Origin of the sequence: Kutzneria sp. CA-103260, assembly GCF_018263855.1 — a bacterium.
In the GTDB taxonomy this organism is placed as follows: domain Bacteria; phylum Actinomycetota; class Actinomycetes; order Mycobacteriales; family Pseudonocardiaceae; genus Kutzneria.
The window spans coordinates 656,071-669,542 of record NZ_CP073318.1; the positions used below are offsets into that span (position 1 = coordinate 656,071).

14 protein-coding genes are annotated in these 13,472 nt (G+C 70.4%); 5 read left to right on the forward strand and 9 right to left on the reverse strand.

The features are described 5' to 3' along the window. Positions 1 to 9 precede the first annotated feature (9 nt). Genes JJ691_RS02785 through JJ691_RS02800 form a run of 4 tightly spaced genes read right to left on the reverse strand, consistent with a single transcriptional unit; the run spans position 10 to position 2,933 of the window. A complete protein-coding gene (locus tag JJ691_RS02785) occupies positions 10 to 915 on the reverse strand; it encodes an SRPBCC family protein (RefSeq protein WP_211767227.1) in 906 nt (301 codons plus the stop codon). A gap of 13 nt (positions 916 to 928) precedes the next feature. Further along, entirely contained in the window at positions 929 to 1,936 is a 1,008-nt protein-coding gene (locus tag JJ691_RS02790; RefSeq protein ID WP_211767228.1) for an S-adenosylmethionine:tRNA ribosyltransferase-isomerase, read from the reverse strand. After that, entirely contained in the window at positions 1,933 to 2,271 is a 339-nt protein-coding gene (locus JJ691_RS02795) for a VOC family protein (protein ID WP_211767229.1), read from the reverse strand. Before JJ691_RS02795 ends, JJ691_RS02790 begins: the two co-directional genes overlap by 4 nt. Continuing rightward, on the reverse strand, positions 2,268 to 2,933 hold the full coding sequence (locus JJ691_RS02800; protein ID WP_211767230.1) for an SDR family NAD(P)-dependent oxidoreductase: 666 nt from the start codon (positions 2,931 to 2,933) through the stop codon (positions 2,268 to 2,270). The genes JJ691_RS02795 and JJ691_RS02800 overlap by 4 nt, the downstream gene beginning before the upstream one ends. Positions 2,934 to 3,086: 153 nt before the next feature. Here JJ691_RS02800 and JJ691_RS02805 point away from each other — a divergent pair, with 153 nt between their 5' ends. Together JJ691_RS02805 and JJ691_RS02810 are read left to right on the forward strand one after the other, a co-directional pair. Further along, entirely contained in the window at positions 3,087 to 4,220 is a 1,134-nt protein-coding gene (locus JJ691_RS02805) for a GAF domain-containing sensor histidine kinase (protein WP_211767231.1), read from the forward strand. Then, positions 4,213 to 4,842, forward strand: a complete 630-nt coding sequence (locus JJ691_RS02810; protein WP_306291347.1) for a response regulator — start codon at positions 4,213 to 4,215, stop codon at positions 4,840 to 4,842. The genes JJ691_RS02805 and JJ691_RS02810 overlap by 8 nt, the downstream gene beginning before the upstream one ends. On the opposite strand, the gene JJ691_RS02815 is transcribed toward JJ691_RS02810, so the two are convergent. Continuing rightward, positions 4,839 to 5,903, reverse strand: coding sequence for a class I SAM-dependent methyltransferase (locus JJ691_RS02815; RefSeq protein ID WP_211767232.1), 1,065 nt, complete (start codon positions 5,901 to 5,903; stop codon positions 4,839 to 4,841). The two genes, JJ691_RS02810 and JJ691_RS02815, sit on opposite strands and share 4 nt — an antisense overlap. Positions 5,904 to 5,923: 20 nt before the next feature. Then, positions 5,924 to 6,466 (reverse strand): CGNR zinc finger domain-containing protein, encoded by a 543-nt coding sequence (locus JJ691_RS02820; RefSeq protein WP_211767233.1) that lies wholly within the window; start codon positions 6,464 to 6,466, stop codon positions 5,924 to 5,926. Between the two features lie 77 nt (positions 6,467 to 6,543). On the opposite strand from JJ691_RS02820, the gene JJ691_RS02825 reads away from it, so the two are divergent. Next, complete coding sequence (locus tag JJ691_RS02825) at positions 6,544 to 7,275, forward strand: metallophosphoesterase (protein WP_211767234.1); 732 nt, start codon at positions 6,544 to 6,546, stop codon at positions 7,273 to 7,275. Beyond that, complete coding sequence (locus JJ691_RS02830) at positions 7,272 to 7,850, forward strand: LysE family translocator (RefSeq protein ID WP_211767235.1); 579 nt, start codon at positions 7,272 to 7,274, stop codon at positions 7,848 to 7,850. Before JJ691_RS02825 ends, JJ691_RS02830 begins: the two co-directional genes overlap by 4 nt. On the opposite strand, the gene JJ691_RS02835 is transcribed toward JJ691_RS02830, so the two are convergent. Continuing rightward, positions 7,843 to 8,733, reverse strand: coding sequence for a TIGR03619 family F420-dependent LLM class oxidoreductase (locus JJ691_RS02835; protein ID WP_211767236.1), 891 nt, complete (start codon positions 8,731 to 8,733; stop codon positions 7,843 to 7,845). The genes JJ691_RS02830 and JJ691_RS02835 overlap by 8 nt on opposite strands. A gap of 72 nt (positions 8,734 to 8,805) precedes the next feature. Between JJ691_RS02835 and JJ691_RS02840 the strand changes: the two genes are divergently transcribed. Then, on the forward strand, positions 8,806 to 9,417 hold the full coding sequence (locus JJ691_RS02840) for a TetR/AcrR family transcriptional regulator (RefSeq protein ID WP_211767237.1): 612 nt from the start codon (positions 8,806 to 8,808) through the stop codon (positions 9,415 to 9,417). Here the strand turns inward: JJ691_RS02840 and JJ691_RS02845 are convergent. Both JJ691_RS02845 and JJ691_RS02850 read right to left on the reverse strand, forming a co-directional pair. After that, positions 9,401 to 10,762, reverse strand: a complete 1,362-nt coding sequence (locus JJ691_RS02845; protein ID WP_211767238.1) for a radical SAM protein — start codon at positions 10,760 to 10,762, stop codon at positions 9,401 to 9,403. The two genes, JJ691_RS02840 and JJ691_RS02845, sit on opposite strands and share 17 nt — an antisense overlap. Beyond that, complete coding sequence (locus JJ691_RS02850) at positions 10,762 to 13,290, reverse strand: glycosyltransferase (protein WP_249227641.1); 2,529 nt, start codon at positions 13,288 to 13,290, stop codon at positions 10,762 to 10,764. Before JJ691_RS02850 ends, JJ691_RS02845 begins: the two co-directional genes overlap by 1 nt. Positions 13,291 to 13,472 lie beyond the last annotated feature (182 nt).

Below are 13,472 nucleotides of genomic sequence, written 5' to 3' on the forward strand. Positions count from 1 at the left end.
CCGGCAACCCTACTTGCGTCCGAACAGGTGACGCAGCGCCGTGTCCAGGTCCGGGTGTCGGAACACGACTCCGGCAGGTGGCGTAGCGATCCGGTCGGGGGTGTAGGCCGCCGGCAGGTGTGCGGTGAAGTCCTTGCGCGGCAGGGGATTCGGCGACACGGCGTCGATGTCGCCGCGGATGTCGGCAAGCAGCGCGAACAGGAAAACGCCGGCCAGATCGTCCAGTGAGATCCAGTTCACCAGACGGTCGCCGGAGGCCAGCAGCGGCACCCGGGGACGGACCAGGCCGCCGGCGGGGTAGCTGACCCGAGCCGTGCGGTCACCAACCGTCACCTTGCCGGTGGTGAGGTCGACGCTGGCGTCGCCGTGGGTGACGAGGCGATGGCCGCCGGTGGTGAGCAGCGCCTTGAGCGTCTCCGCGACCGCCGGATCACCGCCGGTGACCGAGACGGCGAGCCGCGGACCGTTCAGGCGGTGGTGCAGGGCGAGGTCGCCGGCCAGCTGCCGATGCCGGTAGCGGAACATCCGGTACAGCCTGACATCGACGAACGGGGCCGCGAAGGCGGCGAGCGGCAGGTCGTAACTGATCTCGTCCACCAGTTCGGTGCCCAGCGGCACCTCGAAGAACCGGTGACGGTGCGTCCACGATCGGAACGGTCCGTGCTCCTGGACGTCGATGAACTCGTGCGGCGGCTGGTAGCCGGTGTGTCGGGCCACCCATCGTGGTCGCAGCGGCCCCGGCACGGCCAGCTCCATCACGGCGCGTGACCCCTCGGTGAGGGCCGGCGCCTCGGTCACGATGCGCACCGGCTCCCACGGCGGGGTCAGCCGCCGCATCGCGCCGGGGCGCTCGTGCCAGCCGTACACCTCCTCCACCGGGTAGGGGAAGGTCGTGCTGAACACGAACGTCTCCATGCACCCCAGTCTGCTACGGCAGCAGCAGGTTCACATCACCGAACTCGTGCCACAGGTAGCCCGCCCGCACAGCTTCGGTGTAGCAGGCCAGCAGCAGCGGCTCGGCGGCGATCGCGGCCAGCATGTCCAGGTGCGAGGCCATCGGCTCGTGGAAGCCGGTGAGCAGCCCGTCCACCACCCGCACGCCCCGTTCCGGCGTGATGACGAGGTCGGTCCAACCCTTGGCCGCCACCACCCGGTCGCCGTCCACGGCGCTCTCCAGGGCCCGCACGGCGGTGGTGCCGACGCCGACGATCCGGTTGCCGGCGTGCCGGGCCTGGTTGACCAGGCGGGCGGTGGTCGCCGACACGGAGAACCGCTCCGGGTAAGGACGTTCGTGCGCCTCGGGGGAGGCGACGCCGGTGTGCAGCAGGATCGGCGCGAACTGTACTCCCGCGTTCACCAGCCGGGTGACGATGCGGTCGGTGAACGGCCGGGACGCGCTGGGCATCTCGGCGCTGCCCGGATGCTCGGCGAAAACCGTCTGGTAGTAGGGGAGCGGCCAGGAGCGCGGCACGTAGCCGTAGCGGATGGGTGTGCCGTGGTCGAGCAGATACCTTGGCACGGAAGGAACATCGAACACGGCCGTCCACAGGCGACCCCGCGAGTACGGCTCCAGCAAGGTGACCGTCGCGCCGCCGAGGAGGTCGTAGCGCTGCCCGGAGACGCCGTCCGGGAACGGGCCGTCGGCGGAGCGCAGTTCGATCAGCCAGCTGCCGTCGGGTTGTTGTGTCGACACGTGCAGGCGCAGGTCGGCGTTCAGCACCGGGAGCGCCGCCGGCATCGTGGCCGAGGTGTTGACCACCAGCACGTCGCCCGGCGTCAACAGGGTCGGCAGCTCGTCGAACCGGTGATGGCTGATCTCGCCGGACGCCCGCCTGCCGACCATCAACCGCACGCCGTCGCGGGTCAGCCCCCGAGCCTCGGGCGGCTCGTGCGCCTCCAGCTCCGCGGGCAGTGTGAAGTCCACTGTCGCTGTCATCGCTCACTCCAGATCATCACGGTCGCCCCGGCCGGGCCGCGCACCTCGAAGCCGTAGTGGCCACGGGGATAGCGACCCGGACCGCGCACCAAATCCTCGGATCGCAGGGCGGCGTAGGCCTCATCGACCTCGGCGTCAGTCCCCAGCTGCAGTGCCAACGGCGCGACCTTGTCCGCCGCCTGGGCCAACTCCACGTAGGCGCCGTCGGCGGCCCGCAGCACGACCCCGTCCTCGAAGCGATCCACCTCGGACAGTCCAAGTCGGACTGTGTAGAACGCCCTGGCCGCGTCGAGGTCGTCCACCTCGTACGGCAGCCACAGGGCGACCGGCTTCACAGCCGGACCCGCCCGGACTCCGGGCGTTCGGTCAGCAGCTTGACGTAGGCCGGGACCACGGCCTCCGGCAGCTGCCGATCGCTGATGTCCTCGCCGGGAAAGGCGTCCTGGTGCATCTGCGTGCGCAGGTCGCCCGGGTCGACCACCCACACCCGCAGCGCCGGCGCCTCCACCGCCAGCACCTTGCCGATCTGCTCCAGGGCCGCCTTCGCCGAGCCGTACCCACCCCACCCGGGATACGGTTCGACGGCGGCGTCGGACGTGACAAGAACGACCGCGCCGTCCCGGGCCAGCAGCGTCGGCAGCGCCTGCTGGGTCAGGGCCAGCTGGGCCAGCACGTTCACCTCGTACACCTCGCGCAGCCGGTCCAGCGGGAAGTCCGACAGCGGCGGCAGCGGGCTCGGCCCCAGCACGCCGGCGTTGTTGACCAGGAGGTCCAGCCCGCCCAGCTCCTCGGCCGCGGCGACCAGTTCGGCCCGGTGGCCGGCGTCGGTGATGTCGCCGGGGATCGCCCGGACCGGTCCGTCCAGTTGGTCGGCGGCGGTGCGCAGGTCCTCGGCCCCCCTGGCGTCGAGGACCAGGCTCCAGCCGGCGTCGGACAGGCCGTGGGCCAGGGCGAGCCCCAGTCCGCGGGACGCGCCGGTGATGATCGCGACGGGCATCCCCGTCACCTCCTCGGTGTCGTTTGTGCTCGGTTTCGACGCTAGGCAGCCGTGGGCGCGTCGCCATCGGGCTGCCGGTCCGAGCGGTCTACGACCTTGGACCTAGGACCGCCGCCCGATCCGCCGGTGCGCCGCAGTGGGTACGGTTGGCGCATGGGCACCTGCGACCGGGAAGAGCTGCGTGAGCTGAGCGCGGCCGTGCTGGCCGTGACCGCGCGGCGGTCGGTCCGCGAGGTGCTGCAGACGATCCTCACCTCGGCGCGGCGGCTGCTGGACGCCCGCTACGCGGCGCTGGGCGTGCCGGACGAGAACGGCTCGTTCGCCGAGTTCCTGGCCGACGGCATCAGCGACGAGCAGTGGCGGGAGATCGGGCCGGTGCCGCGCCAGCACGGACTGCTCGGCGTGCTGCTGCGCGACCCGAATCCGGTGCGGCTGCGGGACATCCGGGAACATCCGCAGTTCGACTGGTGGCCGGCGGCGCATCCGGTGCTCACCGACTTCCTTGGCATGCCGATCACCGACGGGGACGAGATCCTCGGCGAGCTGTTCCTGGCCAACAAGAACACGCCCGGCGGCTTCAGCGCCGAGGACGAGGAGCTGCTGCGGCTGCTGGCCGCGCACGCCGCCATCGCCATCGTCAACGCGCGGCTGTACGAGCGCAGCCGGGAACTGTCCATTGTGGCCGAACGCAACCGGATCGCCCGCGAGCTGCACGACGCCGTGACGCAGAAGCTGTTCTCCCTGCGGCTGACCGCCGACGCGGCGGCGGCCCTGGTCGACCGTGATCCGGCGCGGGCGGCCGTCGAGCTCGGCACCGTGCGACGGCTGGCCGGCGAGGTCAGCGACGAGCTCCGGGCCGTGGTGGTCGGGCTGTTGCCGGTCGACCTGTCCGGTGACGGCTTGGACACCGCCCTGCGCAAGCAGGCCGAGCTGCTGGACCGGGTGCACGAGGCCGATGTGGCGTTCGTCGGCTGCCCGGTGCCGAAGCTGACGTCCGCGCGGCGGGAGGCGCTGTACCGGATCGCCCAGGAGGCCCTGCACAACGCGCTGCGGCACGGCCGGCCGGGGCGGGTTGAGATCGACCTGGCGTCGTCCGACGGGCAGGTAGTGTTGCAGGTCAGGGACGACGGCGTCGGCTTCGATCCGGCGCGGTCCGAGCAGGCGGCCCGCAAGCTCGGGCTGTCCTCGATGCGGGAACGGGCCCGGAGCGTCGGCGGCCGGATGGCCGTGACGTCGACGCCCGGCGGCGGCACGACCGTGCGGGTGGAGGTGGCGACCGGTGGCTGAGCTGATCAAGGTGTTGGTGGTGGACGATCATCCGGTGGTCCGGCAGGGGCTGCGCACCTTCCTCGACCTCCAGGACGACATCACCGTCGTGGGCGAGGCGGCCGACGGGCAGTCCTGTGTGGACGCTGCCGATGCCCTGCGGCCGGATGTCGTGCTGCTGGACCTGAAGATGCCCGGCAGCGGCGGAGTCGAGGCCCTGCACGGGCTTCGCGCCGCCGGCAACCCCGCCCGGGTCCTGGTGATCACCAGCTTCACCGATCCGGTGGCGGTGCTGCCGGCCGTACGCGCCGGCGCCGCCGGCTATGTGTACAAGGACGTCGACCCGCCGGCGCTGGCCGCGGCCATTCGGGCCGTGCATGCCGGGCATGTGCTCCTGCACCCCGACGTCGCCCGGCTGCTCGCCGCCGGTGAGGCCCAGCCCTCAGGCGTGCACCTCACCGGCCGCGAGCGTGAGGTTCTCGGCGAGCTGGCCCGGGGTCGTTCCAACCGGGAGATCGCCAAGTCCCTTGTCCTGTCGGAGAAAACCGTCAAGACCCATGTCAGCGCCATATTGTCGAAGCTCGGCGTGCAGGACCGCACGCAGGCGGCGCTCCATGCCGTGCGCACCGGCCTGTTGGACTAGTTCCGCGTCAGTAGCACCCGATAGGCGTTGGACCAGCCGTGCTTTCGTCCCCACGGCGCGATCAGTTGGTCGCCGATGAACGCCAGCACCATCATCGGCACGGTGAGCACCATGCTGGCCTTGCGGAGTAGCTTGCGCAGGCCGCTGGGCGGCTTCGGCTGCCACGGCACGTCGTCCCCGCCGATGAACCGGTTGGACCACAGCATCGCCGCGGCGGCCATGTCCATCGCGGAGTGCGGCTCGCCCCGCTGCTCGTCCACCACCGTGAACCCGACTTCCTCGGCCGCCGCCCGCAGATTGGCGATGGGCATGAGGTTGAGGTGCTGGGGCTGCAACCACGGCATCCAGTACTTGCCCAGCACGCGGCCCCACTTGCACTCGGGGTCGGGCAGCTCGATGACCAGATACCCGCCGGGAGCCAGCACCTCGGCGGCGGCGGCCAGCTCGGCCTTGGGGTCGAGGGTGTGCTCCAGATAGTGGAACATGCTGAGCACGTCGTAGTTTCCGGCGAGTTCGGCGGTCATTTCCGGGAAGTTGCCCCGAAAGCCGCGGGTGATCCAGCCGTGCTCGGCGGCCAGCTCGACGCCGGCGCTCATGTCCAGACCGTGGAACTCGGTGTCGGGCAGCGCCTCGGCGGCGGCCCGGCAGAAGTGGCCGTGCCCGGTGCCGACGTCCAGCCAGCGCTTGGCCGCGTGGTGCTTGGTGAGCAGCGAGGCCCGGTCCTTGAGGTTGGCGGAGTTGCCCTCGAACATGTCCGCCATCTGCTTCTCGCCGAGACCGTCGTAGCAGTCACGGTAGTAGAACTCCAGGCCGGCCAGGCTCAGCCGCGGGTTCTGGAAGATGTGCCGGCAGTCGGCGCACTGGGACAGCTCGAACCGGCCGGGCTTGTGCTGCAACAGGTCCACGGTGCGCAGCCGAGTGGTCAGCCGCGTGCCGCCGCACCACGGGCAGTCGTCGCGGCGGGGCTCGAAGAAGCGGTCCAGCCCGGCCGCGATGTCGGCCTGGTACTGGGGTCGCCGCGCGGCGACAGGATCCGTCTCCGGCAGGGAGGAAGCGGTCATGGGCCGCAGCGTAGCGGCGATCAACCTCCGTTGTCAGCGCGCCGACGGTCGTAAAAACGGGCCGCTCGGGCCCGGTTGGCACACGAGGTCTTGCAGAACTCCTGGCGGCCGTGGGTTTTCACGAAATACCGGACGCAGCGCGGCGCGGTGCAGGCGGTGAGCTTGTCCCGGTCGGGCCCGGCCAGGAACTCGATGGCCGATCGGGCGTATCCGGCGAGCAGCCGGGCCCGGGCGTCCTCGCGCACGGAGCGAAGGCTGGCCAGGGGCTTGTCCGACCAGGAAAGTTGTGGCGCGACCGGATCCAGCGCGGCCGCGTTGTTCACGACGGACAACGCCTCGTCCACCGGCATCAGGCGGCGGGCGTCGGCCGGGCTGGGCGGGCCCGGCCGGACCGCGCGGGCGAACAACGCCCGGATCGCCCGCCGTAGGGTGATCAACTCCGACCGTAGTTCCTCGTCGATGTCGGCCCGCCACCGCCGCGCCGCCTCGGCGGTCTCAAGATCGTCGGCCACGCCGCCGTGACCGTCGTGGCGGATCGTGCTCGCCAGCTCCAGCGCTTCCATCCCGCTTGACCGCCTCCTCGCCGACACCCTAGCGTGCCTAACGGTAAACATGTGAAATACCGTTGGGGGGACCTGGAGTGGCACTGTTCGCGCAGATCAGCGACCTGCACCTGGACGGCACCGAGCGCGCTGCGGAGCGCGCGCGGCGCACGGTCGACTACCTGAACGGCCTGGCCCGTCCGGTCGACGCCCTGCTGGTCACCGGCGACATCGCCGACCACGGCACCGAGGCCGAGTACGAGGAGGTCCGGGAACTCCTGGCCACCGTCAAGGTTCCGGTGCTGCCCTGCCCGGGCAACCACGACGTGCGCGGCCCGTACCGCAAGGCGCTGCTCGGCGACGAGCCCACCGGCGGCCCGATCAACCGCCGCCATCACGTGGCCGGCGTGAACATCCTGATGGTGGACGGAACCGTGCCGGAGCAGGGGCACGGCTATGTCGACGACGAGACCGTCGACTGGATCCGCGACCAACTGCGCGACGACGACACGCCGACCCTGATCGCCCTGCACCACCCGCCGGCCCGGATGTACGAACCGGTCCTGGACACCATTCTCCTGCACGAACCCGACCGCCTGGCCGCCGTCGTCGAGGCCTATCCCCAGGTGATCGCCGTGCTCACTGGTCACGCCCACACCGCCTGCGCCACGACTTTCGCCGGCCGGCCGCTGATCGTCGCGCCGGCGGTCACCTTCGCGGTGCGGCTGGAGTGGGAGGGCGGCACGCACGACAACTGGGATCAGCCGCCGGGCGTGGCCTTCCATGTGGTCGACGGCAATCGCATCACCACGCACTTCCGAGTGGCGTGATCCAGCCGTACGCCGTGGCCGGCTTCCTGGCGGCGGTCTTCCCGATCACCGCCACCCCCGGCGCCAGCGTCGCCCTGCTCATCCAGGGCGGCCGGCGCCGGGCCCTGCCGGTCATCTGCGGCACCATCACCGGTCTGTACGTGCACGCAACCCTTGCCGTGCTTGGGTTGTCGGCCATCGTTTTGCAGTCCAGCGAAGCCTTCGCCGTGGTCCGCATCGTCGGCGCCGTCTACCTCGTCGGTCTCGGCCTGTGGACCTGGTTCTCCACCGGCACAGCGAAACCGAAACCGAAGTCGGAGCCGACCTACGTCAGAGCCTTGCTGGCCAACGTGCTCAACCCCAAGGCCGCCTCCATCTACCTCACCCTGGTGCCGCAATTCGTGACCCCGCAGGAGAATCTGGCCGTCCAGATCTACGTTCTCGTCACCGCCCACGCCGTGCTGGCCGTGGTCTGGCTGTCCCTGTGGGCCTTCTTCTTGGGCAAGCTGCCTCGCAAGGAAGCGTTCCGCCGCTGGACAAAACGCGTCACGGCGGTGGTTCTGGTGGCGCTGGGGGTTCGGGCCGCGGCTACCTGACCCGGTCCAGGATCCGGCCGGCCAGGTCGATGGCGTGCTCGACGTCGCGGGCCCGGTCGCGGAAGGTCAGGTCCACGAAGGCGTGGTCGATGGCCGCGTCGCGGGACCGCAGCAGCACGTCGGCGATGCTGTCCACGGAGTCGCCGGCCTTGGTGTTGATCCGCAGGATGAAGTCGACGTCCTCGGGCCGGCGGCCGGCCTGCGCGGTGCCGGCCCGGACCTGGGCCAGCATGCCGGTGTACACGGCCGGGTCGAAGTGGCCGGGGAACGCGGCCGGGATGATGCCGTCGGCGCGGCGGGCGGCCCGCTTGATGCCGGCCGGGGTGAACGACGGCAGGTAGATCGGGATCCGCCGCCGCACCGGCTTGACGTCGACGTAGCTGGCCGGCGTGGCGGTGAACCGGCCCTTGTGCGCCACGGGATTGGTGGTCCAGTACGCCTCCAGCGCGTCGAGGCATTCGTCGAGCCGGGCCCCGCGCTCCCCGTACGGCACGCCGACACTCTGGAACTCCTCGGGCATCCAGCCGGCCCCGAGCCCGGCGATCAGCCGCCCGCCGCTGAACCGGTCGACGGTGGTCAGCGACCGGGCCAGCAGCGCCGGGGCGTACCAGGGCGCGATCAGCACGCTGGTGCCCAGCAGTGGCCGGCTGGTCACCGCGGCGGCGATCGTCAGCGTGGCGAACGGGTCGAGCCCGGCCCGGAACTCGTCGGGGATGCCGTCCTCGCCGGGGTAGTTGATCTCGGGGTGCACCGGGGCGAGCAGCCGGTCACCGACCCAGAGGCTGTCCGCCCCCAGCTTCTCGGCCTCCCGGGCGAACCGCGCGATGCCCTCCGGGCGGTGCGAGTGCGAGCCGAACTGCGGCAGGTTGAAGCCGATCCTCACGTCTGCTCCCTCGATTCAACATAGGTAACTATCGTCAATATATACACCTACGGCCGATGTAGGATCCACGATGTGCGCACCTACAACTCGCCCCGGCGCAAGGACGCCGCGGAGGCCACCCGCGCGGCGATCCTGGAGGCGTCGCGCCGGCTGTTCGTGAGTGAGGGCTACGAGAAGGTGACCGTCGCGGACATCGCGAAGGCGGCGCGGGTGGCCGTGCCCACCGTCTACGGCAGCACCGGCGGCAAGGCGGCGATCCTGGAGGCGGTGCTCAAGCCGGCGGTCGAGGACCCCGTCGTCGGGCAGACGCTGGCCGCGGTCGCGGCGACCGACGACCCGGCCGAGATTATCGCGGCCGTCGCGGCCGGCACGCGACAGAACCATGAGCGGCACTGGGATCTGGTCTGGGCCCTGTACCGCCACGCCCTGGCCGAGCCGTGCGCGGTGGCCCTGAACAACGAGGCCAGGGAGTCCTACCTGGCCGCGCTGGCGGCGGTCGTGGACCGGTTGGTGGCCCTGGACGCGCTGAAGCTGGACCGCGACGAGGCCGTGGACGTGCTCTGGTTCTACCTCGGCCGCCCCGGCTGGCACATCATGGTCGGCGACCGGGGCTGGGACTTCGACCGGGCCGAGGTGTGGCTGTCGGCCCAGGCCCGGCAGGCGCTGCTCAGAACTCCGTGTTGATGATCGCTTCCACCAGCGTCTCGCCGACCGGGGTCAGCGTGACGGCGTCCTCGGACAGCACGGCCAGGCCGCGGTCGGCCAGCGACCGGAACCGCGAGGCCCACGGCTCGTCGCGCAGGGAGTGACCGAAACGGTTGCGATGCAAGGAATCCCGCAACGGCTGCAACGACGTCAGCGCCATCTTCACGGCCCGGGTCTCCTGGCCCTCCGGCGAGAACGACGCCGCCGAGCCGAGCGGCACCCGGCCGGCCTCCACGGCGGCGGCGTAGGTCTGCCAGTTGACGTCGGTGATCGCCTCCGACCGGCGGCAGCTCGAACTGCCGCCCAGCCCGATGGCCACCTCGGCGTCCTGCCGGTCCTGGTCGACCATGATGGACTTCCACTTCTCCGGCCCGATCCCGCCGGCGGCGAAGTACATCGTCGGATGCTCGACGTAGCCGGCGGCCCGCAGGCCTTCGGTCAGCACGGCCCGCATCTCGTACTGCTCGTCGAGAGTGGGCCAGAAATGCCCGTCCCGCGCCAACTTCGCCCGGTAGCTGTCGACCTGCCAGGCGGCCGGCTTCTCGCCGGCGACGCCGGTCCGCGTCTCGGCGTACGACTTGAGGTGCAACTTGGTGCACACCACCGAGTTCACGCCGGTCTCCAGCACGACATCGAGATCCCGCCGCACGCTGTCCACGGTCTGGTCCAGCAGCCCGTACATCAGGTCGATGCTGATCCGCTCGAACCCGACGCGCTGCGCCTCCCGGATGAAGTCCACGCACATCTGCGATGTGTGCTCCCGGCCGCACAGCTTCAGCACCGGGTCGTCGAACGACTGCACACCGCAGGACAGCTTGGTGCAGCCCAAGGAGGCCAACAACGCCAGCTTCTCGGTGGTGAAGGTGCTCGGGTCGCCCTCGAACCGGACCGTGGTCTCCGGCCCGAAGTTGAAGTTCGACCGGTAGAAGTCCAGCAGCCGTGCGATGTCCGCCGGCGGCAGCAGTGACGGCGTGCCACCGAAAACGTTGAACTCGCCGATCGGCGCGGACGACAGCGACGGCACCTTCTCCAGCCACAGCTGGGCTTCCCGCATGTTCCACTCGGCCCACTGGGTCAGCTTGCCTGGGTCGCCCTTGACCAGCACCACCGGGTACTGGCAGAACCGGCAGCGGTAGGCGCAGGTCGGGATGTACGACCACAGGTGGATGGGCGCGGTGTCGCGCAGCTGTTCGTCCAGGTCGGCCAGGAAAGCGTCGGGGGAGTAGTCCGGGGTGTCGCCCGGGAACACGTGGGCGCCGAACGGATCCCGCGTGACGTACTCCAGCAGGTGGGCATTCTCCTTCTCCAGCAAGGCATCCAGCATCAGAACACCCCGCCGTTGCCGAAGTAGTTGTGGGCCTCGCCGGACTCCCGGTCCTCGCAGTAGTAGCGCACGAACTCCTTGAACCGCTCCGGCGGCACCTCGTCGAAGCACTCGGGCAGCGGCGGCGGATAACCGATGTCCTCGCCGACGGTGGCCCGCAGCCGGGCGAAGAGCTCGTCGCGGAACTCGAAGTACAGCCGGTAGGACGGCGTCTTGTAGACGTGGATCGGGGTGAAGTCGACGACCCGCATCTCGTCGGCGATCTCCTCGATCCGGGCCCGCAGCCGCCGGGCCAGATCCGCGCCGAAGAACTCGACCACGTCCTCGGAGTCCACAAGGGACGGTGTGAGCAGCAGCGGCAGGATGGTGTTCTTCGGCGTGAAGTCCTTGATGGAGAACTCGTGCGCCTGCAGGGCTTCGGCCTCGGTCAGATCGATATCGCGGGTGCTGGCCCGCTCCGGGCGGATGTCCCGCATCACGATGATGCCGTCGTTGCCGTAGGCCCGGCCGGTGATCACCTCGTCGATGGCGTGATCCACCCGGCGCGGGTTGATCTCCACCCGGGCCGTCGGCGCGTACACGATGTCCTCGCCGGTGCCGCGCACCCGGATGCCGAAGTCCCAGTCGTCGGACAGGTGGTTGACGAACCGCCCGTTGTGCAGCTGGTAGAAGATCTCGACGCCGCCGACCTTCTCGTACACGTCCCGGTCGACCGCGAAACCCTTGCCGTCCGGGAAACCGCCGAACAGCGCGAAGGTCACCGCCCGGCAGCGCAGGGTGCGCTGGATGGCGTCCCACAGCCGCGGCCGCTCGGTGAAGTGCTCGTGGTTGTAGTAGTAGTCGCAGACACCGATGGCCGCCTTGTTGGCCTCCATGGTGCGGAACAGCTCCGGCAGCCAGCGCCGGTCCACCCGGCAGTCGGCGTCGGCCGAGACCAGGTAGTAGCGGGTGCCGGCGGCGCGGCCCAGACGCTTGGCCGCGAAGTCCATGCCGGCCTTGCGGGCGCAGGCCACGCCCTGCTCCGGCTCGTCGAGCAGGTGGATCATCAGATCCGGGTGCTCGGCCGCGAAGGCCTGGGCCACGGCCACCGTGTCGTCGGTGGAGTTGTTGTCCACCAGCACCACGTCGTACAGGTCCTTGTCGAGCTCCTGCTCGTACAGGCTGGCCAGCACGGTCGGCAGGTTGCGCGCCTCGTTGAACACCGGCAGCACTACCGACAGCCGGGTCCGGGTGGCCAGCATGTCGTCGACCAGCTGCTCGGTCCGGTCCCGGCCGAAGTGCTGCCGGCCGATCCGGTGGTTGTGTTCCGCCATGCGCGCACGCTTCCCTTCGTCCAGCAGCAGTTCGGCGACACTGTCCACAAAGGAGTCATCGGGCAGGTCGGCGGTCAGCACCGGGGCCTGGAACCCGAGGTGGCCGTACACCGTGTGGTACAGCTCGTAGTCGCTGGTCAGGTAGGGCACCCCGGAGGCGATCGCCTCGCCGATCGGGTTGCCGTAGCTCTCGTAGTCGTAGGAGGTCAGGAACGACACCAGCGTCGCCTCGGCCAACAGGTCCCGGATCGAGTACGACCGGCCGCTGCGCACCTCCCGTGGCGCCAGCCGGCCGCCGAAGATCATCCGGTCGGTGACGCCCAGGCGATCGGCCAGCCGCAGCAGGTTCTCGTGCTCGACCGGATCCTCCGCGGGATCGCCGGCCACGAACAGGTGGGCGCCCGGCAGCTGGGCGATCAGGTGCAGGTCACGGTCGATGCGCTTCTGCGGGATCACCCGGGTGCAGCGGGCGATCAGCGGCACGCCCTCCGGAATCCCGAAGTGCCGGCGGAACCCGGGGTTCGGGGTAGTCGGCGTGTGGTCGAAGGTGTTGGGCAGCACGGCGATCTCGCGCAGCCCGGGGGCCCAGGAGAGCGTTTTCCGCTTGGCCTCGTCGTGCAGGGCGACGTACTGGATGTGCGGCGAGTCGGCCGGCCGCGTGGCGTGCGGATACGGGTAGCGGCCGTACTTTCCGGTGCCGGGCTCGCTCTGCCACATCAGGTCGTGGTCGCGCCACAGCACGAACCGGCCCAGCCCGGCCGCCCGCCCGTAGCGCTCGATGGCCAGGCACAGCGCCCGGGTGTAGGTGATGTTCTCCGGCAGCGTGCCGTTCTCCACCACCACGAACGTCACCTCGGCCCGCTGCCAGGCGGCCACGATCCGGTCGGCGATCCGCTCGGCCAGCGCCGTCACCCGGGGCAGCAGCTCGGTCCGCCCCGCGCCGACCACCTCGCGCAGCACCGCCGACACGAACTCCGCGTCGTAGCCGTCCAGGCCGGTCAGGTCCACCCGGTCCAGCCGCACCCACTCCGGCAGCGCCGAGGACTCCTCCCGATACGGCCGGAAGAAGGCGTTCTTGTCGGCCTTGATGTCGTAGCCAAGATCCAGGCGCACCCGGAAACCCCGGTCGCGCAACACCGATGCCGTCTTCACGAACTCGACGACGAGTCCGGAGATCGGGGTCGCGTCGAACGAGATTCCCCACAGCACCGACATGTCCTGCACGTTAACGCCGGGTGGGGCCACGTCGACCGTCTACCCAACCAGGTCTGCCCGGAATCCTCCTTCCAGCTGCGCCCACCGGACTCACCCACTAAGCTGCCCCCGCGAGTCCCGCTCTCAGGCAACTGAATGTCGAGTTCCGAAACTCGACACATGGTTGCCCGAGCGCGGGACTC

Bases quoted from the DNA above. Each gene is read 5' to 3' on its own strand.
- JJ691_RS02785 (WP_211767227.1), bottom strand. From the start codon at position 915: ATGGAGACGTTCGTGTTCAGCACGACCTTCCCCTACCCGGTGGAGGAG.
- JJ691_RS02790 (WP_211767228.1), bottom strand. From the start codon at position 1,936: ATGACAGCGACAGTGGACTTCACACTGCCCGCGGAGCTGGAGGCGCAC.
- JJ691_RS02800 (WP_211767230.1), bottom strand. From the start codon at position 2,933: ATGCCCGTCGCGATCATCACCGGCGCGTCCCGCGGACTGGGGCTCGCC.
- JJ691_RS02820 (WP_211767233.1), bottom strand. From the start codon at position 6,466: ATGGAAGCGCTGGAGCTGGCGAGCACGATCCGCCACGACGGTCACGGC.
- JJ691_RS02815 (WP_211767232.1), bottom strand. From the start codon at position 5,903: ATGACCGCTTCCTCCCTGCCGGAGACGGATCCTGTCGCCGCGCGGCGA.
- JJ691_RS02805 (WP_211767231.1), top strand. From the start codon at position 3,087: ATGGGCACCTGCGACCGGGAAGAGCTGCGTGAGCTGAGCGCGGCCGTG.
- JJ691_RS02845 (WP_211767238.1), bottom strand. From the start codon at position 10,762: ATGCTGGATGCCTTGCTGGAGAAGGAGAATGCCCACCTGCTGGAGTAC.
- JJ691_RS02850 (WP_249227641.1), bottom strand. From the start codon at position 13,290: ATGTCGGTGCTGTGGGGAATCTCGTTCGACGCGACCCCGATCTCCGGA.